General features: G+C 66.1%; 17 protein-coding genes, 1 tRNA gene and 2 pseudogenes. 7 read left to right on the top strand and 13 right to left on the bottom strand.

Features of this window, described 5'->3' with window-relative positions:
* Window positions 1–93: 93 nt before the first annotated feature.
* Window positions 94–984: an EamA family transporter RarD gene (gene rarD / locus AC1DQ3_RS16120; RefSeq protein WP_477121169.1), complete on the bottom strand. Its 891-nt coding sequence runs from the start codon at window positions 982–984 to the stop codon at window positions 94–96.
* 110 nt (window positions 985–1,094) lie between these two features.
* Window positions 1,095–2,228: a TRAP transporter substrate-binding protein gene (locus AC1DQ3_RS16115; RefSeq protein WP_477121168.1), complete on the bottom strand. Its 1,134-nt coding sequence runs from the start codon at window positions 2,226–2,228 to the stop codon at window positions 1,095–1,097.
* 486 nt (window positions 2,229–2,714) lie between these two features.
* On the opposite strand from AC1DQ3_RS16115, the gene AC1DQ3_RS16110 reads away from it, so the two are divergent.
* Entirely contained in the window at window positions 2,715–4,430 is a 1,716-nt protein-coding gene (locus tag AC1DQ3_RS16110) for a carbohydrate porin (RefSeq protein ID WP_477121167.1), read from the top strand.
* Here AC1DQ3_RS16110 and AC1DQ3_RS16105 read toward each other — a convergent pair.
* Both AC1DQ3_RS16105 and AC1DQ3_RS16100 read right to left on the bottom strand, forming a co-directional pair.
* Window positions 4,414–5,241, bottom strand: a complete 828-nt coding sequence (locus AC1DQ3_RS16105) for an aquaporin (protein ID WP_477121166.1) — start codon at window positions 5,239–5,241, stop codon at window positions 4,414–4,416. The two genes, AC1DQ3_RS16110 and AC1DQ3_RS16105, sit on opposite strands and share 17 nt — an antisense overlap.
* A gap of 578 nt (window positions 5,242–5,819) precedes the next feature.
* Window positions 5,820–6,043 (bottom strand): annotated as a pseudogene (locus AC1DQ3_RS16100) (phage terminase large subunit family protein); the annotation flags it as partial.
* Between AC1DQ3_RS16100 and AC1DQ3_RS16095 the strand changes: the two are divergent.
* The gene (locus AC1DQ3_RS16095; protein WP_477121179.1) at window positions 5,991–6,266 is read left to right on the top strand and encodes a hypothetical protein; all 276 of its coding nucleotides are present in this window, start codon (window positions 5,991–5,993) and stop codon (window positions 6,264–6,266) included. The pseudogene AC1DQ3_RS16100 and the gene AC1DQ3_RS16095 overlap by 53 nt on opposite strands.
* Window positions 6,245–6,442 (top strand): annotated as a pseudogene (locus AC1DQ3_RS16090) (nucleotidyl transferase AbiEii/AbiGii toxin family protein); the annotation flags it as partial. The gene AC1DQ3_RS16095 and the pseudogene AC1DQ3_RS16090, both read left to right, overlap by 22 nt.
* A 535-nt stretch (window positions 6,443–6,977) precedes the next feature.
* Here AC1DQ3_RS16090 and AC1DQ3_RS16085 read toward each other — a convergent pair.
* From AC1DQ3_RS16085 to def, 9 genes are all read right to left on the bottom strand, one after another.
* Window positions 6,978–7,053: transfer RNA gene (locus AC1DQ3_RS16085), tRNA-Phe, on the bottom strand.
* 60 nt (window positions 7,054–7,113) lie between these two features.
* A complete protein-coding gene (locus AC1DQ3_RS16080) occupies window positions 7,114–7,818 on the bottom strand; it encodes a response regulator (RefSeq protein ID WP_477121165.1) in 705 nt (234 codons plus the stop codon).
* Between the two features lie 50 nt (window positions 7,819–7,868).
* Window positions 7,869–10,337: a sensor histidine kinase gene (locus tag AC1DQ3_RS16075; RefSeq protein ID WP_477121164.1), complete on the bottom strand. Its 2,469-nt coding sequence runs from the start codon at window positions 10,335–10,337 to the stop codon at window positions 7,869–7,871.
* Complete coding sequence (locus AC1DQ3_RS16070; RefSeq protein WP_477121163.1) at window positions 10,334–11,197, bottom strand: DUF4390 domain-containing protein; 864 nt, start codon at window positions 11,195–11,197, stop codon at window positions 10,334–10,336. Before AC1DQ3_RS16070 ends, AC1DQ3_RS16075 begins: the two co-directional genes overlap by 4 nt.
* Window positions 11,198–11,215: 18 nt before the next feature.
* Window positions 11,216–12,568 (bottom strand): 16S rRNA (cytosine(967)-C(5))-methyltransferase RsmB, encoded by a 1,353-nt coding sequence (gene rsmB, locus AC1DQ3_RS16065; RefSeq protein ID WP_477121162.1) that lies wholly within the window; start codon window positions 12,566–12,568, stop codon window positions 11,216–11,218.
* Between the two features lie 200 nt (window positions 12,569–12,768).
* A complete protein-coding gene (gene htpX, locus AC1DQ3_RS16060; RefSeq protein WP_477121161.1) occupies window positions 12,769–13,629 on the bottom strand; it encodes a zinc metalloprotease HtpX in 861 nt (286 codons plus the stop codon).
* A gap of 135 nt (window positions 13,630–13,764) precedes the next feature.
* The gene (locus AC1DQ3_RS16055) at window positions 13,765–14,406 is read right to left on the bottom strand and encodes a LysE family translocator (RefSeq protein ID WP_477121160.1); all 642 of its coding nucleotides are present in this window, start codon (window positions 14,404–14,406) and stop codon (window positions 13,765–13,767) included.
* Window positions 14,407–14,444: 38 nt separating this feature from the next.
* Window positions 14,445–15,458, bottom strand: coding sequence for a methionyl-tRNA formyltransferase (gene fmt / locus AC1DQ3_RS16050; protein WP_477121159.1), 1,014 nt, complete (start codon window positions 15,456–15,458; stop codon window positions 14,445–14,447).
* A 109-nt stretch (window positions 15,459–15,567) separates the two neighbouring features.
* Complete coding sequence (gene def, locus AC1DQ3_RS16045) at window positions 15,568–16,083, bottom strand: peptide deformylase (protein ID WP_477121158.1); 516 nt, start codon at window positions 16,081–16,083, stop codon at window positions 15,568–15,570.
* Window positions 16,084–16,244: 161 nt separating this feature from the next.
* On the opposite strand from def, the gene AC1DQ3_RS16040 reads away from it, so the two are divergent.
* From AC1DQ3_RS16040 to AC1DQ3_RS16025, 4 genes are all read left to right on the top strand, one after another.
* Window positions 16,245–17,417 carry a LysM peptidoglycan-binding domain-containing protein gene (locus AC1DQ3_RS16040; RefSeq protein ID WP_477121157.1) on the top strand — a complete coding sequence of 391 codons (1,173 nt, stop codon included), beginning with the start codon at window positions 16,245–16,247 and terminating at the stop codon, window positions 17,415–17,417.
* Window positions 17,414–18,556, top strand: coding sequence for a DNA-processing protein DprA (dprA, locus tag AC1DQ3_RS16035; protein ID WP_477121156.1), 1,143 nt, complete (start codon window positions 17,414–17,416; stop codon window positions 18,554–18,556). Before AC1DQ3_RS16040 ends, dprA begins: the two co-directional genes overlap by 4 nt.
* A 249-nt stretch (window positions 18,557–18,805) precedes the next feature.
* Window positions 18,806–19,210: a thioredoxin family protein gene (locus AC1DQ3_RS16030; RefSeq protein ID WP_477121178.1), complete on the top strand. Its 405-nt coding sequence runs from the start codon at window positions 18,806–18,808 to the stop codon at window positions 19,208–19,210.
* 256 nt (window positions 19,211–19,466) lie between these two features.
* Window positions 19,467–22,148: a DNA topoisomerase III gene (locus tag AC1DQ3_RS16025; protein WP_477121155.1), complete on the top strand. Its 2,682-nt coding sequence runs from the start codon at window positions 19,467–19,469 to the stop codon at window positions 22,146–22,148.
* Window positions 22,149–22,165 lie beyond the last annotated feature (17 nt).

Genomic DNA, 22,165 nt, shown 5'->3' with positions numbered 1-22,165 from the left:
CAAATTCATCGATATGAAGAATGACGTGCGTACTTCTGATTGAACTTTGATTTGTGCTGAGAATAAAAAGGGGCCTGCAACAGGCCCCTCCCCTCAGCTTTGCGGCAGGGCTCCGGTGCGCCGGCGTCCTGCCCGGATGCCCTCGATGGCATAGACAGCCAGCGAGATCCAGATCATGGCGTAGCCGGCCTGCTTGCTCGCCGGAAACGGTTCGTGCCACAACCACACGCCTAGCAGCAGTTGCAGGGTCGGCCCGGTGTATTGCAGCAGCCCAAGCAAGGACAGCGGGATGCGGCGCGCACCCGCGGCAAACAGCAGCAAGGGGACGGCGGTGACGGGGCCAGCGAGCAAGGCCAGCAGTTGCACGCCGCCACTGACGTGGCCGAAGCCGGCCTGCCCGGTCACGAACAGGTAGGCCAGGGAGCTTGCCGCCAGCGGGAACAGCAGCAAGGTCTCCAGCGACAGGCCTTCCAGCGCGCCCAGCGCGGCGGTCTTGCGCAACAGGCCGTAGCCGGCGAAGGTGGCCGCCAGCGCCAGCGCGATCCACGGCAGCTGGCCGGCTGCCACGGTCAGCCAGGCGACCCCCGCGGCCGCCAGCGCGATCGAAGCCCACTGGCCGGGGCGCAGGCGCTCATGCAGGAACAGCACGCCCAGCAGTACGCTGAACAGCGGATTGATGAAGTAGCCCAGGCTGGCGTCCACCACCCGTCCGTTCGACACCGACCAGATATAGAGAAACCAGTTGCCGCTCAGCAGCAGCGCGCTGGCGACGAAGCCGGCCAGCAGGCGCGGATTGGACCACACGCCTTGCAGCCAGCCCCAGTGGCGCCGCCAAGTAAGCACCAGGCCGAGGAAGACCAGCGACCACACCATCCGGTGCAGCAGGATCTCCATCGGCGCGATGCCGTGCAGGGATTTGATATAGAGCGGCAGCAGGCCCCAGATGATGTAAGCGAGCAGCGCGTAGATGATGCCGGTTTGCATGAGATGTCCCAAGGGATCGGGTGATTCTACCGGCGTAAAAAAACCCGTGCCAGGCACGGGCTTGCGGGCGCGCGGCGCAGGCGGGCAGCGGCCCGCCTGCGTCAGGGCATTTACAGCTTGCGCGCGAAGCTGAATTGCGAGAACGCCTGCTCGGCCACATTGAACCAGGCCGCTTCGTTGTTGCGGAATACGCGCCAGTCGTCGTAGATCTTCTTGAACGACGGATTCTTGCCGGTTTCCTCGGCGTAGGCGTCCTGGGTGGCCTTGAAGCAGGCCTCCATGATCTCCTTGGAGAACGGGCGCAGCTTCACGCCGTTTTCCAGCAGGCGCGCCAGCGCTTGCGGATTGACCGCGTCATACTTGGCCATCATGTTGGTGTGGACTTCGATGGTGGCCGTTTCCAGCGCGCGCTTGTACAGCGCGGGCAGCTTTTCGTACTCGCTGGCCGAGGAGTAGAAGGACAGCTGGGCGCTGCCTTCCCACCATCCCGGGTAGTAGTAGTACGGCGCCACCTTGTAGAAGCCGAGCTTCTCGTCATCGTAGGGGCCAACCCATTCGGCCGCGTCGATGGTGCCTTTTTCCAGTGCGGGGTAGATGTCGCCGCCGGCGATCTGCTGCGGCACCACGCCCAGGCGCGCCAGCACCACGCCGGCAAAGCCCGCGATGCGGTACTTCAGGCCCTGCAGGTCGGCAACCGTCTTGATTTCCTTGCGGAACCAGCCGCCCATCTGCGCATTGGTATTGCCGCCCAGGAAGTTGACGACGTTGTATTCCTTGAAGAACGCGCGCATCAGCTTCATGCCATTACCCTGCAACATCCAGGCATTTTGCTGGCGCGCGGTCAGGCCGAAGGGGATGGTGGTGTCGAAGCAAAGCGTCGGGTTTTTGCCGAAGTAGTAGTAGCCGGCGGTGTGGCCGATCTGCACGGTGTTGTTCTGCACCGCGTCCAGCACCTGCAGGCCCGGCACGATCTCGCCGGCGGCGAAGACCTTGATGTTGAACTTGCCGTCGGTCAGTTCCTTGACCCGCGTCGAGAGCAGTTCCGCGCCACCGTAGATCGTGTCGAGCGACTTTGGAAAGCTCGAAGCCAGGCGCCATTCCACGGCCGGGTTGCTGCCGATCACGGCCGGTGCGCTGGCACCGGCGGCGGCCGGTGCCGCGGCCTTCTCTTCCTTGCCGCATGCGGCCAGCGCTCCGGTGGCGGCCACGGCCGATGCCTTCAACAGAAAGGAACGACGTTCCATAAGTTCTCCTCTTTATAGATTTCTAGTAATTTCTAATGGGGCGGCAGGGATAGTGCGCGCACACGTCATGCGTGAACAACCGGCTCTGTACCGTGGCGCGCCTGAACCCGGGATATGGCGAGCGCAATAATGAGCCTGTTACAAAGGCATGCCATGATGCGCATGATCCTGGCACGCATTTGTAACAGGCTCGGGGGCGCCGATCCATACCCGTCGGACAAGCCAGATGATTATAGCGGTGGCCCTTTCGTCACGGGGGGGGGAAAGTCCGGGTTTTCGCTAGGAAAATGCAGCCGTCCGGGGCTGGAATGCAGCGCGATTTGTGCCGGGGGAATACCCTTTGGGTAACCGCGGCACTTATTGTCGAGTCGTGCCGGAGCCACATTTCCGTATAGTGAGAACGCCGCCCCTGGCGCGGATTTTGTAACCCCGCTTGCTGTCCAATCGGGCGACTGTTAAAAAAATCACGCCTTACTGGTGTTGCCTATGTTGTCTGTTATCCCGGCCAGGTCCGGCCGCCCGCCGTATCGTCATTCCCACTGCCTCGCTATTGCCGTGCTGGCCGCCTGGGGATTGAACGCGTGCGCGCAGGCCGGCACGGGCCTGGCGGCGTCGGACCTCCAGGCAGCGCCTCCGGTCGTGGCAATCCCCGCCGGGCCTGCGCCGCAGGATCAGCCGCAGGCACAGCCGGAAGCAGACCCGCTGGCAGCCCTGCTTGCCCGCGAACAAGCCCATGGCGCTCCGGAGAGCACTGCGGCAGCCAGCGTGACTGACGCTGCGCCCGCGGCTACGCAAGCCGCTTCCGCCCTGCCTCACCCGCCTCCTCCCGCCACCTGGGCCAACGCCGGGCTGGCTGACGACGGCATGGAACTCGCCGGACCGCCCGAGCCTGCCCTGCCTCCGGAGCCGGTGACGGCGCCGCCGCCGGCCGTGGTGTTCTTCCCCAAGCGCCTTGGCCAGTTCGTCGCGGAGACACCGCCAAAGGTGGCCGAGCCGGTCGACGGCGACGCCCCCGAGGCGCCAGCCAGCGAGGGCTTCGCCATGGTCTCGCAGTTGCCTGCCGACGATCCGGCCGGCGACCAGGTCTGGCGGCTCGGCTACAGCGCACGCGCGGCCTATGAGGACCGCAACACCGCCACGCGTGCCTGCGCTGGTGGCGGCACACTATCCACCGGCGTTGGCGGCGGCCTGGCCTGCCGCAGCACCGGCGAGGTCAAACTCAAGGAATCGCTGTATTCCCTCGATGGCGGCGGCCAGGTGCAATTGGTGGCGCAGGCCAAGGGCACGGACGCCACCTCGGTCAATGGCCGCCCGGCCGCGGTCGATCCATATGCCCTGCTGCCCCAGATCTATACCTCGGTCAGTGGGCTGTCGGTGCTCGACGGCGCCACCATGTGGGCTGGCCGGCGCGAGACCTCGGCCTTCCTGATGTCCTCGGGACTGTTGCCGCCCAACTCCCCGGCGATGCGCTTCGGCGTGGACAACGCACGCTTTGGCGATATCGCGCTCAATTACCAGTACACCGCGCGCAACGATCTCAATGGTGCCAACCTGCCGAGCTACCACTCGCTGCACACCACCCCCATCGCCACCAACGAGAAAGGTTCAGTGCAACTCGGCTATACGCGGGTGGAAGCGCAGCCGCTGATCCAGCAGACCGGCAGCGCATGGTGGGTGTCGGCCATGCATGAGCAACAGGGCGTGCTCGCCGGGACCAACCGTTTCGGCATGCAGTTTGGTGAAGGCAGCCGCAGTGCCCTGGCTGGCTACAGCGGCATGGGCCCCGCGCTGTCGCGGATACGCGTGGCCGAATCGATGGAATGGAAGCAACGCTCAGGCCTGGGCCTGGCAGGCTCGGTCGAATCCAGCATGCAGTTCGACCGCTCGCAGGTGGGCACGCTGCAATGGATGGCCACGCGCGTGCGCCCCGCCTACATCGCCAGCGATCAATTCAAGCTCACCTTCGAGGTGGCGCACGACCAGATCTCCTCGGGCTTTGGCACCAGCGGGCAACGCACCGCCCTCACCGTGGCGCCTACCTTCACGCTTGGCAAGGCGGCCGGCAACGCCAACCTGCGCGCCTTCTACACGTACAGCAGGGCCAACGACGTGGATGGCATTGCGTTTGCCTCGCCGACGGACACCTGGGCCACGCAAACGTCCGGCTCCATCTTCGGCGTCCAGCTCAATCGGCGCTGGTAGCGGCCGGGGTTGCCGTCGAGGCTGGTGCGGGCCATGCTGCTACCGTTTGCGTCGCGAGCGCACGGCCTGGCAGCGCTGCCGGCGCGCGCAGCAGCCAATGGAAGACCAGCGTGGCGCTCAATCCGCCCGCCAGCTGCGCCAGCACGAAGCCTGGCACATCGATGGCACGGATGCCGGTGAAGGTCGCCGTCAACGCGCAGGCAAGGGTGAGTGCCGGGTTGGCAAACGAGGTCGACGCGGTGAACCAGTAGCCCGCCGTGATGTAGGCCGCCACCGCGAACGGAACCAGGCCGGGCCGGCTGCGCCCGGTGCCGATCGCCACGCCGATCAGGCCGAAGGTGGCCACGAACTCGCTCCACCACATCGATGCCCCGGTACGGCTTTGTGCCGACCAGGCCAGGATCGGCTCGCCAAACATCGCATGCGCGCAGATGACGCCCGCGATCGCACCGCCAGCCTGTACCAGCGCATAGCGCCACGCATCGCGCGCCGATAGCATGCCCTGGACCAACGCGCAAAGACTCACCATGGGGTTGAAATGCCCGCCCGAGACCGGTCCCAGCGCCAGCAGTAACGCGATCAGGCCGCCACCGGTGGCCAGCGAATTCGCCAGCAATGCCAGTGCGGTATTGCCACCGGCCAGCTGTTGCGCGCGAATGCCCGAACCCACCACCACCGCTACCAGCAACGCCGTGCCCAATGCTTCGGCCACCAGGCGCCTGGCCAGCGTGGCCGCAGGCGCGGGTACGCACTGATGTGGTCCGGTGGCGCGGTTAGTGTCGGTGGTTACATCGTCGGAGTGCGTGCGCATCGGGTTTGCTGTGGCATGGCCTGGGTTCCGCCTCGGACATGAAATCAGTCCTCGCCGCAGGAGCGCGCAGTGTTCCCTTTTTCGTCTTCCGGCGTCAATGCATGCCCGGCTTGTATTGAATGAACCGGCGGTATCGAATGCGCGGCGTGTTTTGCCAGATTGTTATCAGGATGACCCGGACAGGAAGCAACGCATGGTGAAATTTGCGGGTCAGGCCGGAATGCGAAAGCCTGATTTTGGAGGTATTTGGCGCAATGCCGATAATCGCGGGCGCGATGGCACTGGTAGAGGAATTTGTGCCTGAACATTAGGCGGTGAGAGCAGACAAAGCAAGGGTGTTGTTGGTGCCCGGCGATACCCGTACGGGGGACCCAGCCGAAGGGGCGAATGAATCCGCCCGGCCTTCTCAGCCGCAGGCTTTCTCCACGTCGCCGAAGTCACGCTCTTGACGTTCCAAAATTCATCCGAGTAGGGCCACCGGATCACCGAAGCGAATGCCTTCACATGGGAGACCGGCGCCGGCTGGGTGGGCACGGCTGGAGTTGCGACAGTCGCAGCGCGGCGCGAATTCATGCGGGTCATGAGAACACCATGATGCTGGTATTGGTGGTGGTCACGCCTTCGAGCGGCTCGTGTGCGAGCGCGTGCATGCGGGCCCATGCCAGATCGGCGTGGCAGGTTTCCTCGGAGCGGCCGGCCTGATAGGTGACGCAGCCGCTGGCGGAAGTGGTGGTCTTGCGGATCGCAACATGAAGGACGCGGCGAAGTCCGTCCAGCCGGCGTCGAACTCCAGCCGGCCTTTGCTAGCTGTTCCGTTTTTTCTTCCAAACATTGTTTTCGACGAAATAAAGGAACATGCTCCTTCCATGCTCTCCGGTACCCACACTCAGCGCGTTCTCGATCTGGCCAGCCAGAAGGGGCTGCTGCGCGCCAGCGATCTGGACGCCATCAGTGCGCCTCGGGTCGTCCTGACGCGCCTGACCTGGAGTCGGTCGCCCAAGTATTGCGGGACATTGCAGCCGTAACGGTCGACGACGGCATCGTGTTCGACCCGGCCTCGGTCGCGGTCGAGGAGATCCGCAAAGAAGCAGGCTACGGCGGCGTGCGCGTGATCATTGCAGGCGATCTGGCCAGAGCACGCTGCAAGACGCAAATCGACGTCGGCTTCGGGGACGCAGTCACATCGGCACCCGTAGATTCGGTCTATCCGGTATTGCTGGAGGATATGCCCGCGCCACAGTTGCGCGCCTACCCGACGTACACCGTACCCTTTCCAAACAACAACAGGGAGGAGGTGTTCCATGAACAAGTCGATTTTGGTGATTGGCCTTTGCGTGCTCGCCATGCAAGGCTGTGCCACGAAGAATTACGGGCGCCAAGGAAGACGATGAATTGCCGTGAAATCCAACTCGAACAAGCTAAGGTTCAAGGCTGCGTCCAGGCGGTCGACAAGGAGAGCGAGTTTAGCGGCAGGTCGGTCCTCCCTTTCTTGGGAGACTTCGGCATCGGCAACGTCATCGAAAAGAATGCCGCGATGGAGAGCGCCGATAGTCGGGCGTACCAACTCCGGATGCTCAGCTTCGAGCGTGGATGCTCGGAGAAAAATCAGGCTGCGAAGCCTAGTCGTAGCAACCAGCGTGCGGTTGAATTGACCGAATTCGCTGACAAGCGAGTTACATGGAAGCAAAAACGAACAAGGGGTTACAACGCAAAGCGCTGTAACCCCTTGAATATGCTGGTGGCCTGGGACGGAATCGAACCGCCGACACAAGGATTTTCAATCCTCTGCTCTACCGACTGAGCTACCGGGCCAAAGAAGCGAAATCATAGCAGTGCTATTTGACCCCGTCAAGCGCTTCGCGCATCACCGTATTATTGTTCCGCGGGTTCCGGTTTGTTGCGGCCGAGTTCCACGCCGAGCTGCTTGAGCTTGCGGTACAGGTGGGTGCGTTCGAGGCCGGTTTTCTCGGCGACGCGGGTCATGCTGCCGTGCTCGCGCAGCAAGTGGTACTCGAAGTAAGCGCGCTCGAACAGGTCGCGTGCTTCGCGCAGCGGCATATCGAAGGAGAAGTGCATCTCCGCTTCGGGCAGCCGTTGCGGGGCGCCGTTGACGCTCTCCGTGGCGATTTCCGCCGCTACTGCTGCGATGCCTTCGCCACTGCCGTTCGCGGGCAATGCCGTGCCGGCGGCCACGCCTGCGCGTGGACGCTCGATGCCGCGTGCCAGGCCCTGCTCGACCGCGGACAGCAGCTTTTGCAGGGCAATTGGCTTCTCGAGGAAATTCAGCGCGCCAATCTTGGTCGCCTCCACCGCGGTATCGATGGTGGCGTGCCCCGACATCATGATGACGGGCATTGACAGCAGGCCCTGGGCCGACCACTCCTTGAGCAGCGTGACGCCGTCGGTATCCGGCATCCAGATGTCAAGCAGCACCAGGTCCGGCGTATTGCCGGCGCGGTACTCGCGCGCCTTCTGCGCGTTTTCTGCCACTTCGACCACATGGCCTTCGTCGCTGAGGATTTCCGAGAGCAACTCCCGGATACCCATTTCGTCGTCGACTACGAGGATGGTTGCCATACTTCCCCTCTTGACCCCACTGCGGCTTGCCGGTTGGGGCCGCACATTGACTATGCCAGTTTAACGAACAGGATGGAGATCTGCGCCCCGATGATCTCGGAGCCCTCCATGCGATTGCGCAACTCTATGCGTGCGCCGTGTTCGTCAATAATCTTCTTCACCATCGCAAGACCCAGGCCGGTTCCCTTGGCCTTCGTGGTCACATACGGTTCGAACGCGCGGCTAAGGATACGCGGGGCGAAACCAGGACCGTTATCCGCAATGGTGAGCTTGACGGCCTGCCGGTCTTCGCCGGCAGAATCTTTGTATTCTACAGTCTCGGTGTGCAGAGCGATATGGGGCCTCATTCTGGCCGCCGAAACGTTGTCCGATACGGCATCCTGCGCATTTTGCAGCAGGTTGTGAATCACCTGCCGCAACTGCGTCGGATCACCCTTGATCTCGGGCAGGCTGGCGGCCAGCGACGGATGGATCACGGCATGCTCGTGGGTGCCGGCGTCGTCGATGCCGTACAGGTGCAGCACTTCCGCCACCAGGCTGTTGAGCTGCAGTGACTGCAGCATCGCTGGCGGCGTGCGCGCGTAGTCGCGGAAGTCGTCGACCATGCGCTTCATGGCCTGTACCTGGTTGACGATGGTGGTGGCGCCGCGCTTGAGCACGTCGACGTCGCCACCTTCCAGCTTCGGCGAGAGCTTCATCTGCAGGCGCTCGGCCGAGAGCTGGATCGGCGTCAGGGGGTTCTTGATCTCGTGCGCCAGGCGCCGCGCCACTTCGCCCCAGGCCACCGAGCGTTGAGCGGAAATCACATCCGAGATATCGTCGAACACCACTACATAGCCGGGCTCGCCCTGCTCGTCGCCCCGTCCGCCGGGCAGGCGCGCACCGCGCACCAGCAGCGTGAGCGGCTGTTGCTCGTCGCCCTGCGGCAGTTCGATCTGCTTTTGCCAGTGCTGCGCGCCACCCAGCATTTCACTGGTGGTCTGCTCGGAGAAGGCCTGGCGCACGATGCCGCCGAACGAACCGAGCACCGGGATGCTGTCGATGGGCTGCCCCAGCGCGCCGGCAAAGGGCTGGCGGAAGATGCGCTCGGCGCCGGGATTGGCGGTGATCAGCACGAAGCGACGGTCGAACACGAACACGCCGGCAGTGAGGTTCTGCAGCACGCTTTCCAGGTACGCGGTCGATTTCTCGAGCGCGCTGCGGTTCTGCTCCACCGCGATGCGCGCCTCCGATAGCTGGCGCGTCATCATATTGAACTGCTGGGTCAGCATGCCGAGCTCGTCGCGGCTCTTGAGCTCGCGCTTGGGCGAGAGATCGCCCTCGGCCACTTCCTTGGTCCCCTGCAACAGCATCAGCAGCGGCCGCGCCAGCTGCCCGCCGAGCAGCAACGCCAGCATCACGGCAATAAACACCGCCAGGAACAGTGTGAGCGTGAGGGTGCCGATATACATCTTGCGCAGGCCGGTGCGGCCGAGCGCTTTTTCCTGGTACTCCTGATAGGCACGCTGGACCTCGTCGGCATTGCGCGCCAACGCCGCCGGCACCGGATGCACCACCTGCAGATAGCGCTCCTCGCGCACCGTGTCGCCCACCAGCCCGAAGCCGGAAGACGCCGCATCCTGCGGGCGGCGTTCCACGGCCAGCCCCGAGCCGGCCCAGCGGCTGGCTGCGTTCTGGGACGGCTTCGCCGCGGGGCCGCCGGCGATCTCCGCCGGGGATTGCGCATTGGTCTGCACGGTGGGCGCGGGGCCAAGCGGCACGATGACGCGCAGCCGGTACAAGTGGTTGCCGTCGCTACGCTCGGGCTGGTGGTGGCCATCGACCGCCGGATCGGTACCCCCCTCCACCGCGGCGTAGCCGCCGGCCAGCCGCGCCTGCTCGGCCAGCACGGCCGATGGCAGGTCGGGCACCAGCGAGGCATAGTTGGTCGAGGCGGTGGCGATCACGCGGCCGCTGCCGGTAAAGATGGCGGCTTCCTGCACGCCATATTGCTCGCGCAGCCGGTTGAGCTGCAGCGAGGTCGCGACATTCGACGAACTGGTGAGCTGGTCGGCCATCAGCCGCGCCTTGCCTTGCAGGTCCGACAGCGCGCTGTCGATGGTCGAGCGGCCAAGATTCAGGCCGGCCTCGAGTGCGGTCTCCACGCGCACGTCGAACCAGGACTCGATGCTGCGCGAAACGAACTGCAGCGACACCAGGTAGATCAGCACGCCGGGCAGCACGCCCACCACGCCGAAAAACACCGCGAGCTTGGTCATCAGCCGCGTGCCGAACTTGCCGCGGCGGTAGCGCAGCCACAAGGTCAGCGCCAGCGCCCCGATGATCAGCACCAGCAGGACACCGATCACCAGGTTGATCTTGAACAGCAGCGTGAAATACCGGTCGAAGAACTCGGTGTTGGCCGAGGCGCCGGCCAGCAGTGCTACCAGCACCAGTGCCAGGAACACGATGATGCCAGCCACGATGCGGTAAAGCACGCGCCGGAAACGGCTGTCCCACAGGCTGGGGGCGGTGCTCATGGCTGGCTCGCTGCCGGCTGCACCAAGGTATTGGGGGAGAGCACGGTCGACACGGTTTGCGCGAACGGTACCGCGCGTGTTTCGCTGGCCACCGCCGCGGACGCGGCGGACGCCGGTCCCGGCACGGGAGGCGGCACGGGTACCGGCACCACTGGCGGCGGCGGCGCGGGCGGCGGGAACTCCGTAGGCACGGTGAAATTAAAGCGGCGCCACTCCGATGTCAGGTTCCACTCGCGCGTGTTGACCGCGTTGACCTGGAACGGCTTGGGCAGTTGCGTCAGGTCCAGGCGCATGCGCGCTTCGGCCTGGTAGGTCTCGCCGGGCCTGACCATGTTGCGCTCGAACACGCGCCAGCCGCGCACGCGCTGGATGAATTGCAGCGCGCCCTTGAGCCGCATGAACGGCAATTGCAGGCCACCGGTGGAAACGCGGTACTGGCGCGTCAGGGGATGGTAGGACAGCCGTACGCTGCGGCTGGCATTGACCGGTTTTTCGTCGAACCAGTACCAGCGTGGGCGGGTGAGCTGGAAATCGACCACGAAATACAGCGAGATGCCCTTGTTCAGCGCATCCTCGAGCTGCGGGGGCAAATCGAAATCGAAGCTGGCGGCCAGGTCGAAGCCGCCATCCTGGTACTCGATGCGCGCCTCATTGACTTCTATGCCATCCGCGCGCGCCGTGCCCGGCAAGACCATCAGCGCCATCAGCATGCCCAGCACGATCGTCGCCGCCAGCCACCAGGACGCCAGCCACGCGCGCGCGCTGCGCGCAGGGCTGGCTATCGCGCCGCCTGCCGCCACGGGCACGTACGCACTGTCGTCAGGGACGCGAAAGACGAACAAGCGAAGCGGGCTCGGCATTGGGATCGATTGGGACCGTCAGGGTCGTTTCTGGAAGCGGGCGTAGAAGAAGCCATCGTGGTCGGTGGGCAGGCCATCCTGGCTGGCGTTGCCGCCGCCGGCCAACTGGTCATTGTTGCCGGGCAGCATCTGGCCGGGCGCCTGCAATCGTATCGCATCTGGTAGCTGCGCACCAAACCAGCGCGCCTGCTCTTCGCCCTCCGTTGGGAAAATAGAACAAGTGACATAGACCAGGATGCCGCCCGGTTTGAGCAGGCTCCAGAGTTGCGACACGATGCGCCGCTGCTCGGTCACCAGGCGGGGAATGTCCACCTCGCGGCGCAGCCAGCGGATGTCCGGATGGCGGCGCACGATGCCCGAGGCGGAGCACGGCACGTCGGCGAGGATGCGATCGTACTGGCGGTTGTCCCACCAGTCCTGCGGACGGCTCGCGTCGCCCACCACCACGGTGGCTTGCTGTCCCAGGCGCACGAGGTTCTCGTCGATGCGCGCCGCGCGCTGGCCGTCGCTCTCGAGCGCGGTCAGCTCGACCTTGGCCAGTTCCAGGATATGGCCGGTCTTGCCGCCGGGCGCGGCGCAGGCATCGAGCACGCGCTGGCCGTCGGCCAGGTCGAGCAGCGGCGCGGCCAGTTGCGCGCCGGCATCCTGCACCGAAACATCGCCCTCGGCAAACCCGGGGATCTGCGACACCGGGAAGGCGCGCACCAGCCTGACCGCCTGCGGGCCGATGGCCACGCCCGCCATGCCGGCGTTGGCCACGCGCTGGAGATATTCGGCGACCGAGACCCGCGCGGTGTTGACGCGCAGGGTCATGGGCGGACGCACATTGGCGCTTTCGGCCAGCGCGCTCCATTGGTCCGGGTAGGCCTTGCGAAGCGCCTCCAGCCACCACACGGGCAGGTTCCAGCGCGCTTCGTCATCCTGGTGCACTTCGGCAAGCAGCGCCTTGCGCTCGCGCAGGAAACGGCGCAGCACGGCATTCACCAGGCCGCGGGCATGCGCTGTTTTTGGCTCGGAGGCGGCGGCGCTGACGGCCTGGTCCACCACGGTGAACTCGGTATAGCCGCCCTCGCCCTGCTCATCCTCGACCAGCAATGCCAGCGCTACCGCCAGCAGGGAATCCACCAGCGCGCCGGGCGGCCGGGTCACCAGCTTGGTGACCAGCGCGCGCGCCGTGCCGAACTGGCGCATGGTGCGGTAGGCCAGGTCCTGCAAGGCGCCGCGCGTGGCCGCGTCGCGCACGCGCTCCAGGCGGTACTGTGCGGCGGCGTTGTCGATGGCCAGCGGCAGCGCGCTGCCTTCGTTGACGCCGCGTACGGCAGCCGCGGCGGCGAGCATCTGGAAGGCGAGTGATTCGTGTGGCAGGCGCATGACAGTGAGGCAGTGAGACGGTAAAACGGGGTGGCAAAAGGCAAGCCGCAAGCGGCGAGGACTGGCGGCAAGGCCGGGCGGGGCCGGAAAAAAACACTGCCCGCCGCTTCGAAGGGAAGCACGGCGGGCAGTTTACCCTGTATGTGCCCAGGGCCGGCGTTTTTGCGCCCGGCTGGCCGGCGCCTGGGACAAAGGGCGGCTTAAACCGGGTAGACCCCGGTCTGGGCCATCTGCATCAGCCGCGCGACGCGTTCCTCGGTGGCCGGGTGGGTCGAGAACAGGTTGGCGATGCCGCTGCCCGAGAGCGGGTTCATGATCATCATCTGCGCGGTCGCGGGGTGCTCTTCCGCGGTCTGGAACGGAATGCCCTGCGCATAGCGGTGGATCTTGTCGAGCGCCATCGCCAGCGCCTGGGGATCGCCGCTGATGGTGGCGCCGCCCCGGTCGGCCTCGAATTCGCGTGCGCGCGAGATGGCCATCTGGATCAGCGAGGCCGCCAGCGGCGCCAGGATCGCCACGGCAATGCTGGCGATGGGGTTGGAGCGGTTGCCGTTCTCGTCGCGTCCGCCGAAGAACATGGCGAAGTTGGCCAGTGCGGCAATCGCGCCGGCCATGGTGGCGGCAATGGTCGAGATCAGGATGTCGCGGTGCTGCACGTGAGCCAGTTCGTGCGCCATCACGCCGCGCAGCTCGCGCTCCGACAGCACGCGCAAGATGCCGGTGGTGGCGGCGACGGCAGCATGCTCCGGATTGCGGCCGGTAGCGAAGGCATTGGGGGCGTCCTCGTTGATCAGGTACACGCGCGGCATCGGCAGCTGGGCGCGCTGCGCCAGTTCCTGCACCATGCCGTAGAACTGCGGCGCCGTGCTCGCGTCGACTTCCTGCGCGTTGTACATGCGCAGGACCATCTTGTCCGAGAACCAGTACGAGAAGAAGTTCATGCCCAGCGCCATGACCAGCGCGAACATCATGCCGCTGCGGCCGCCGATCATGCCGCCGATGACGATGAAAAGCGCCGTGATGGCTGCCATCAGCATGAAGGTCTTGACCCAGTTGAACATTGTCGTGATCTCCGAAAAAATCATCCTCGCGCGCGCCATCACGCATCACGCATCACGCATAACGCGGCGCGGTGATGTTTAGATGGTACCCGCGGGCGGAAATTCAACCGCAGGCTGCTTAAAAAAAGAGCAGCCTTATCGCTGGGCCAGCGCCAGGCGAGCCGCTAGCCCGATGAATGCGGTGCCAACAATGCGATTCAGCCAGCACTTCAGGCGGGGCACTTCGCTGGCGCGGCGGGTCAGCGTGCCAGCCATCCAGGCCACCAGGCCGTTCCACAGCGTCGACATCACCACCATGACGCCGCCCAGCGCCAGGAATGCCAGGGCCTGGTGTTCGGCATGGCGGTCGACGAACTGCGGAAAGAAGGAAATAAAGAACAGGATCACCTTCGGATTCAGCACATTGGTCAGGAAGCCCTGCATGAACAAGGCGCGCAGGCCGCGCGCGCCCGGTTGCGCGGCGGGTGCCGCACCGGCTTCGGAGGATGCGGGCCGCTGCCAGATCAGGCGCAGCCCGAGCCACACCAGATAGGCCGCTCCGGCAAACTTGATCACGGTAAAGGCGGAGGCCGAGGCCGCCAGCAAGGCGGTCAGGCCGAAGGCAATGGCCAGCGAGTGCACGCAGCAGCCGGCGCTCACGCCGAGCGCCGAGGCCACGCCCGCCGCCCTGCCCTGCGCCACGCTGCGTCCGACGATATAGGCGGTATCGGGGCCGGGCGTCACATTGAGCAGGAACACCGCGCCGACGAACAGGGGGAAGTCAGTAATACCGAGCATGGGACCTGGCTGGTGGATGGGCGGCGGCCATGTGCCGATTATGCCGTGCCTTCGGGCGCCGCGCAGCGGGTGCCTGGCGGCAGCGGCATGCCCTGCAGGAACTGCTGTGCCGGCAGGCGGCGGCCGCCCGGCTTTTGCAGCTCGGTCACGCGCAGCATGCCTTCGCCGCAGGCAATCACCACGCCGTCGGCATCCGCGGCCAGCACCGTGCCCGGGGCCTGCTGCTGGCCGGCTGCGGCCGCCAGCGCCTGCGCTTGCCAGCACTTGATGACGGTCTGGCCGATCTGCACGGTGGCGCCTGGGAAGGGATTGAAGGCGCGTACCTGGCTGGCCAGCGCCGTGGCCGGGCGGCGCAGGTCCAGCGGCGCTTCCTCCTTGGCGATCTTCCCGGCGTAGGTGACGCCCTCGGCCGGCTGCGGCGTGCCGGGCAGCGGCTGGCCGGCGGCGAGGCGGCGCAGTGCGTCCACCACCATGCGGCCGCCCAGCGCGGCCAGCGTGTCGTGCAGCGTGCCGGTGGTGTCATCGGGCCCGATCGGCACCGTTTCGCCCTGGATCATCGCCCCGGTGTCCAGGCCTTCGTCCATCTGCATCAGCGTGATGCCGGTTTGCGCGTCGCCGGCCTCGATGGCGCGGTGGATGGGCGCCGCGCCGCGCCAGCGGGGCAGCAGGGAGGCGTGGATGTTCAGGCAGCCGTGGCGCGGCAACGCAAGCACGTCGGCCGGCAGGATCAGCCCGTAGGCTGCCACCACCATCACATCCGGCGCGATCTGCGCCAGCGTGTCCACGGCGGCACCGGCCTCTTCGGGGTACTTGCCGTTGCGCCGCAGCGAGCGCGGCTGCAGCACCGGGCCCAGGCCATGCTCCAGCGCATACTGCTTGACCGGACTGGCCTGCAACTGCAGGCCGCGGCCCGCCGGTCGGTCGGGCTGGCTGAGCACCGCCACCACGGAGAAACCGGCCTCATGGATGGCCTGGAGCGCCACGCGGGCAAATTCGGGTGTGCCGGCAAAGGCAACGCGCAGCGCTTGGGTTGGGCTTGCGGCTTGGGACATGGGGCGCTCCGGCATAAAGCGGCACCGGCCGCATCAGCGGCCGGCAACTTGATTCATCGGGAAGCAATACGATAGCAGACCGGTGCCGGGGCGGCCGGCCGCGGCTGCCTTACATGCGGGTGCGTTCGCGCTTGTGCAGCTTGGTCAGCTTGGCCTTGATGCGCTGGAGCTTGAGCGGCGACAGGTACTCGACGAAGACCTTGCCCTTAAGGTGGTCTATCTCGTGCTGGATGCACACGGCCAGCAGCGCGTCGGCTTCGATTTCGAAGGCCTCGCCCTTTTCGTTGAGGGCGCGCACGCGCACGTGGTCCGGGCGTTCCACGCGGTCGTAGACCTCGGGCACCGACAGGCAGCCCTCTTCCGAGATCTCGCGGGATTCGCTGAACCAGACGATTTCCGGGTTGATGAAGACCTGCAGGTGGTCGCGGGTCTCGGAGATATCGATCACCACCACCTGCTCGTGCACGTCCACCTGGGTCGCTGCCAGGCCGATGCCGGGGGCTTCGTACATGGTCTCGGCCATGTCCTGCACCAGCTTGCGGATGCGGTCGTCCACCACGGCAACCGGTTTTGCCACGATATGCAGGCGGGGATCGGGGTAGGTCAGGATATCGAGTTTAGCCATGATGCTGGGGCGCAACGCCCACCGTTCACACATGCGAGCCCGCGTTGCGGCTACGGGTGTTTACATGCAGAATCGGGGCGCAAGTACAAAAATTCAAGGCGCACCGCAGCGGGCGCGCTCTACAGGGTCAATCCGGCTGTTCTGCCAGTCGGTACGAGAAAATGCGCGATCTTACCAAAGAACACCAGGCGGCGCCGGGCCGCAGGCTGCACGCGTTTGCCCGTTGGATGCTGTGTGCGGCAGGCGTCACTGCCGCCGCGGGGGCGCCAATGCATGCCGCCGAGCTTACTGTCACCCTTGCCCAACGGGCCCAGGCCACTGCCAGCGCGCAACAAGGCATACCCGCCGCCGACCTGGCTGCGGACGCGCCACAGCAATATGTCGTGCGCGGGGGTGACACGCTCTGGGGGATTTCGGGCCACTTCCTGCGCCAGCCCTGGCGCTGGCCCGAGCTGTGGGGCATGAACCAGCAGCAGATCCACAATCCCCACCTGATCTATCCCGGTCAGGTCCTGTACCTGATCCAGCGCGACGGGCGCGCCTGGCTCTCGACCAGCCCCGACGCCGGTGGCACGGTTCGGCTCACGCCGGGCGTGCGCAGCGAGGCTGGCCCGGACGGCGCCATCGCCAGCATTGCCGCCAGGGACATCGAGCCTTTCCTGATCCGCCCGCTGGTGGTGGACGAGGGAACGCTGGCGAGCGCTGCACGCATTATCGCCTTGCCCGAGTCGCGGGTCTACCTGGCCATGGGCGATACCGCCTATGCACGCGGCATCTCCCAGCCCGAGGCGTTGGCCGGCAGCGACTGGCAGGCCTTCAAGCCGGTCAAGCCGGTCAAGGACCCGGTCACCGGCAGCGTGCTGGGCTATGAGGCCGAGTACCAGGGCAATGTCCACGTGTCGCGCCAGCCGCAAGGCCTGGACGCGGTGACCACCGTCAAGGTCACCCAGGCCAGGCAGGAAATGGGCCCTGGGACCTTGCTGATGCCCCAGCCCGCGCAAGAGCAGATGCGTTACGTGCCGCGCGCGCCGGACGTCATGCTCGACGGCCGCGTCGCGGCGGTCTATGGCGGCGTGCAGTTTGGCGGTGCCAAGCAGGTGGTGGTGCTCAACCTCGGCACCGCCGCAGGCCTCGAGCCCGGCCACGTGGTTGCGCTTTCCCGCGCCGGCGAGGTGGTGCGCGATCGTACCGACGGCAATCGCGCCGTCCAGCTGCCCGACGAGCGCTACGGCCTGGCCTTCGTGTTCCGGGTGTTCCCCGGCGTGGCCTATGCGCTGGTCACCGACGCCTCGAACGCGATCGAGGTCGGCGACAGCGTGACTTCGCCGCGTTGACCGGACGGGCAGCAGCCTGCACCGAGGCGGTGCAGGCGCCGGCCACCACGCGCGACGCCGCCGACATCGAAGCGTGGCTGCGGCTGACTGCCGCGCGCGGCCTTGGCACCGGCGTCCTGCGCCAGTTGCTGGCCATCTTCGGCCTGCCGCACCAACTGCTGGCGCAGAGCGTCAGCGCGCTGGCGGCCGTCATTCCCGAGAAACATGCGCGCGCCTTGCTGGCCCCGGCCGACGCCGCCACCCTGGCGCTGGTCGAGCGCACTGTGGCCTGGGCCGCCGAGCCCGGCAACCATGTGGTGACGCTGGCTGACGCGGCTTATCCCCGCCCCTTGCTGGATCTTTCCGACCCGCCGCTGGTGCTGTACATCAAGGGCCGACTGGACGCGCTCGGCGGCCCGGCCGTGGCCATGGTCGGCGCGCGCAGCGCCACGGTGCAGGGCGTCGAGGATGCGCGGCGCTTCGCCCGCGTGCTGTCGGATGCCGGGCTGGCCGTGGTGTCGGGACTGGCGCTGGGGATCGATGGCGCTGCCCATGACGGCGCGCTGGCTGGCATAGGCGGCACCGTGGCGGTGATCGGCACGGGCGCCGACCTGGTCTATCCCGCCCGCCATCGCGAACTGGCCCACCGCATCGCGGCCCATGGCGCCATCGTCAGCGAGTTTCCCCTCGGCGCGCCGGGACGCAGCCATCACTTCCCGCAACGCAACCGGATCATCGCGGCGCTGGCGCGCGGCGTGCTGGTGGTGGAGGCGGCGGCGCGCTCCGGGTCGCTGATCACGGCGCGGCTGGCTGCCGAGATGGGGCGCGAAGTCTACGCCGTTCCCGGCTCGATCCATGCGCCGCTGTCCAAGGGCTGCCACCTGCTGATACGCCAGGGCGCCAAGCTGGTGGAAACCGCGCACGACGTGCTGGAAGAACTCGGTTGGGGCAGCGTCGGCGCCCGCCCGGTGCCTCCTGCGCCAATGCCGGCGCTGGACGACGTCCTCGGCCTGACGCTGACCCACGACCCCGTCACGCTCGATGCGCTGTGCGCCCGCACCGCCCTGCCGCCGGAACAAGTGGCGGCCGCCCTGCTGACCCTGGAACTGGCGGGCGCCGTGGAGCGGCTGCCGGGTAATTGCTTTCGCCGGGTCAGCTAGTATCCTGAATCACAAATTCGTCGAATAAGTCTGCCGATAAGACGCACGATCCGTCGTCACAAATGCTCGCAAGGCTCCAGCCTTGCTGCGCTTTGTTCCTAGGCTCGCACGCCTTCTCGGCAGACTTATTTTCTCGACGAATTTCAGATTCAGGACACTAGGCGGAGGACGCGTCGGCATACGGATTTCGCGGCGACCGCTACAATCAAACGAATTCCCGTGCCTGAAAAGGCTCATGTTTATCCCGCCATGACCGTTTACTTTCCAGAGCAGGACCCGGCCGCGATCGCCCAGGCGCTGGCAGCGCGGCCGCAAGGCCGTCTGGTGGCCTGCCTGTGCGCGGCCTGGTGCGGTACGTGCGGCACCTACCTGGCGGAGTTCACGGCCCTGGCTGCGCGCTTTCCAGGCGATTGCTTCGTGTGGATCGATATCGAAACCCATGCTGACCAGCTGGGCGACCTCGATATCGACAACTTCCCCACGGTGCTGGTGCAGCCGGCCGCAGGTGGCCGCCCGCAGTTCTACGGTACGTTGTTGCCGCACATCGCGTTGCTTGAGCGTATGCTGGCTCGCGGCGGCGCCATGCCGGTGGCGGCCGGGGCCGAGGTGCCGGAGGTACTGGACTGGCTGGCGCAAGGTGCCAGCGACGGCTGACAGTGGCGTCCGGGCGGGTTGTGAAGCCGGGACCCGCTGTCGAAAAAGGAACCGGCAGACCCGCGGCGGGCCTGGCCCGGATGCCGGCAAAGGCTGTCAGACGGAGGCGCCGGCGGCGTGCTTGCTTGCACCGCTGTTGGAACCGCGCTTATTATTGGCGCCTCAAAGCCCCGAGCTCGCTGTTTACATATAGCGCAGAGCCCCTAGTGGCAATAATTCGCAGGCCGCCGGAGTGCGGCCAGCAAGGACCCGATCCATGTCAAAAGCCCTCATCATCGCGGAAAAGCCATCGGTTGCTGCCGATATAGCCCGTGCCCTCGGGGGCTTTACCAAGCATGACGAATACTTCGAGAGTGACGATTACGTACTTTCGTCGGCCGTCGGCCACCTGGTTGAAATCGCCGCCCCTGACGAATACGAGGTCAAGCGAGGCAAGTGGAGCTTCGCCAACCTGCCGGTGATTCCCCCGCACTTCGATCTGCGCCCCATCGCCAAGACCGAATCGCGCCTGAAAGTGCTCAACCGCCTGATCAAGCGCAAGGACGTCACCGCCCTGGTCAACGCCTGCGACGCGGGGCGCGAAGGGGAACTGATCTTCCGCCTGATCCAGCAGCAGGCCAAGGCCAGGCAGCCGGTCCGGCGCCTGTGGCTGCAGTCCATGACGCCGCAGGCGATCCGCGACGGCTTTGCGCGGCTGCGCGAAGACGCCGAAATGTTGCCGCTGGCCGACGCGGCGCGCTGCCGCTCCGAGGCGGACTGGCTGGTGGGCATCAATGGCACGCGCGCCATGACCGCCTTCAACAGCAAGGGTGGCGGCTTCTTCCTGACCACCGTGGGGCGGGTGCAGACCCCGACCCTGTCGATCGTGGTGGAGCGCGAGGAGAAGATCAAGAAGTTCGTCCCGCGCGACTACTGGGAAGTGCGCGCCGAGTTCATCGCCGCCGCCGGGCTGTATGAAGGCCGCTGGTTCGACCCCAAGTTCAAGAAGAACGAGTTCGATCCCGAAGCGCGCGAGTCGCGCCTGTGGAGCGAGGCCGAGGCCAAGAGCATCGTCGTGGCATGCCGCGACAAGACCGGCACCGTCACCGAGGAGTCCAAGCCGTCGACGCAGCAGTCGCCGGCGCTGTTCGACCTGACCACGCTGCAGCGCGAGGCCAACTCGCGCTTCGGCTTCTCGGCCAAGAACACCCTCGGCCTGGCGCAGGCGCTGTACGAGAAGCACAAGGTGCTGACCTACCCGCGTACCGATGCCCGCGCGCTGCCCGAGGACTACCTGGACACGGTCAAGCAGACCATGGACATGCTGGCCGACAGCTCGCCCAACTACCTGCCGCATGCCAAGAAGGTGCTGGCCAGCGGCTGGATCAAGCCGAACAAGAAGATCTTCGACAACAGCAAGATCAGCGACCACTTCGCTATCATCCCGACGCTGCAGGCCCCGAAGAACCTGTCCGAGCCGGAACAGAAGCTCTACGACCTGGTGGTGCGTCGCTTCCTGGCGGTGTTCTTCCCGGCGGCCGAGTTCCAGGTCACCACCCGCATCACCGAGGTGGCGGGCCATCATTTCAAGACCGAGGGCAAGGTCCTGGTCAATCCGGGCTGGCTGGTGGTCTACGGCCGCGAAGCCCAGGGCGACGAAGCCAACCTGGTGGCGGTGGCCAAGGACGAACGCGTCAAGGTCGACAAGGTCGACGGCGTCGGCCTGACCACCAAGCCGCCCGCGCGCTACAACGAAGCCACGCTGCTGTCCGCCATGGAAGGCGCCGGCAAGCTGGTGGATGACGACGCGCTGCGCGAGGCCATGGCCGGCAAGGGCCTGGGCACGCCGGCCACGCGCGCGGCCATCATCGAAGGCCTGCTCGCCGAGAAATACCTGGTGCGCGAAGGCCGCGAGCTGATTCCCACCGCCAAGGCCTTCCAGCTGATGACGCTGTTGCGCGGCCTGGGCGTGCAGGAACTGACCCAGGCCGAGCTGACCGGCGAATGGGAGCACAAGCTGTCGCAGATCGAGCGCGGCGGCCTGAAGCGCGACGAGTTCATGCGCGAGATCGCGCAGATGACGCAGCAGATCGTCAAGCGCGCCAAGGAGTACGACAGCGACACCATCCCGGGCGAGTACGCCACGCTGGCCACCCCCTGCCCGCAGTGCGGCAGCCAGGTCAAGGAGAACTACCGCCGCTTTGCCTGCACCGCGTGCGAATTCTCGATCAGCAAGATCCCGGGCGGCCGCCAGTTCGAGATCGACGAAGTGGAAGAATTGCTGCTGAAGAAGGAAATCGGTCCGCTGCAAGGCTTCCGCAGCAAGATGGGCAGGCCCTTTGCCGCCATCCTGAAGCTCGGCAAGGACGACGAAGGCCACTACAAGATGGAATTCGACTTCGGCCAGAACGACGACGACAACGACGGCGAGCCGGTCGACTTCAGCGCACAGGAGCCGGTTGGCACTTGTCCCAAGTGCGGTGGCTCGGTGTTCGAGCACGGCATGAAGTATGTGTGCGAGAACTCGGTAGCCAATCCGAAGAGCTGCGACTTCACCACCGGCAAGATCATCCTGCAGCAGGAAATCTCGCGCGAGCAGATCGGCAAGCTGCTGGGCGCGGGACGCACCGACCTGCTGACGGGCTTCAAGTCGTCGCGTACCGGGCGCAACTTCAAGGCCTTCCTGGTCAAGCAGCCGGACGGCAAGATCGGCTTCGAGTTCGAAGTCCGCGAGCCCAAGGCAGGGGCGAAGACCGCTGCCAAGGGCGCTGCCGCCAAGACCGCGGCCGCCAAGGCTGGCGGCGAGAGCGAGGCGGCCGAAACGGCGAGCAAGGCCAAGGCACCGGCCAGGAAGGCAGCGGCGGCCAAGAAGGCGCCGGCAGCCAAGAAGGCGGCAGCCAAGCGCGCTACCGGCAAGTCGCGCGCCGGCGGCGAAGCCACGGCCGACGCCGAGGAGTGAGTTGCCGCGGAACCGGC

This window comes from Cupriavidus sp. 01T418 (assembly GCF_056398885.1).
Note: the sequence above shows the minus strand (reverse complement) of the source record. Positions and strands in the feature narration are given on the sequence as shown.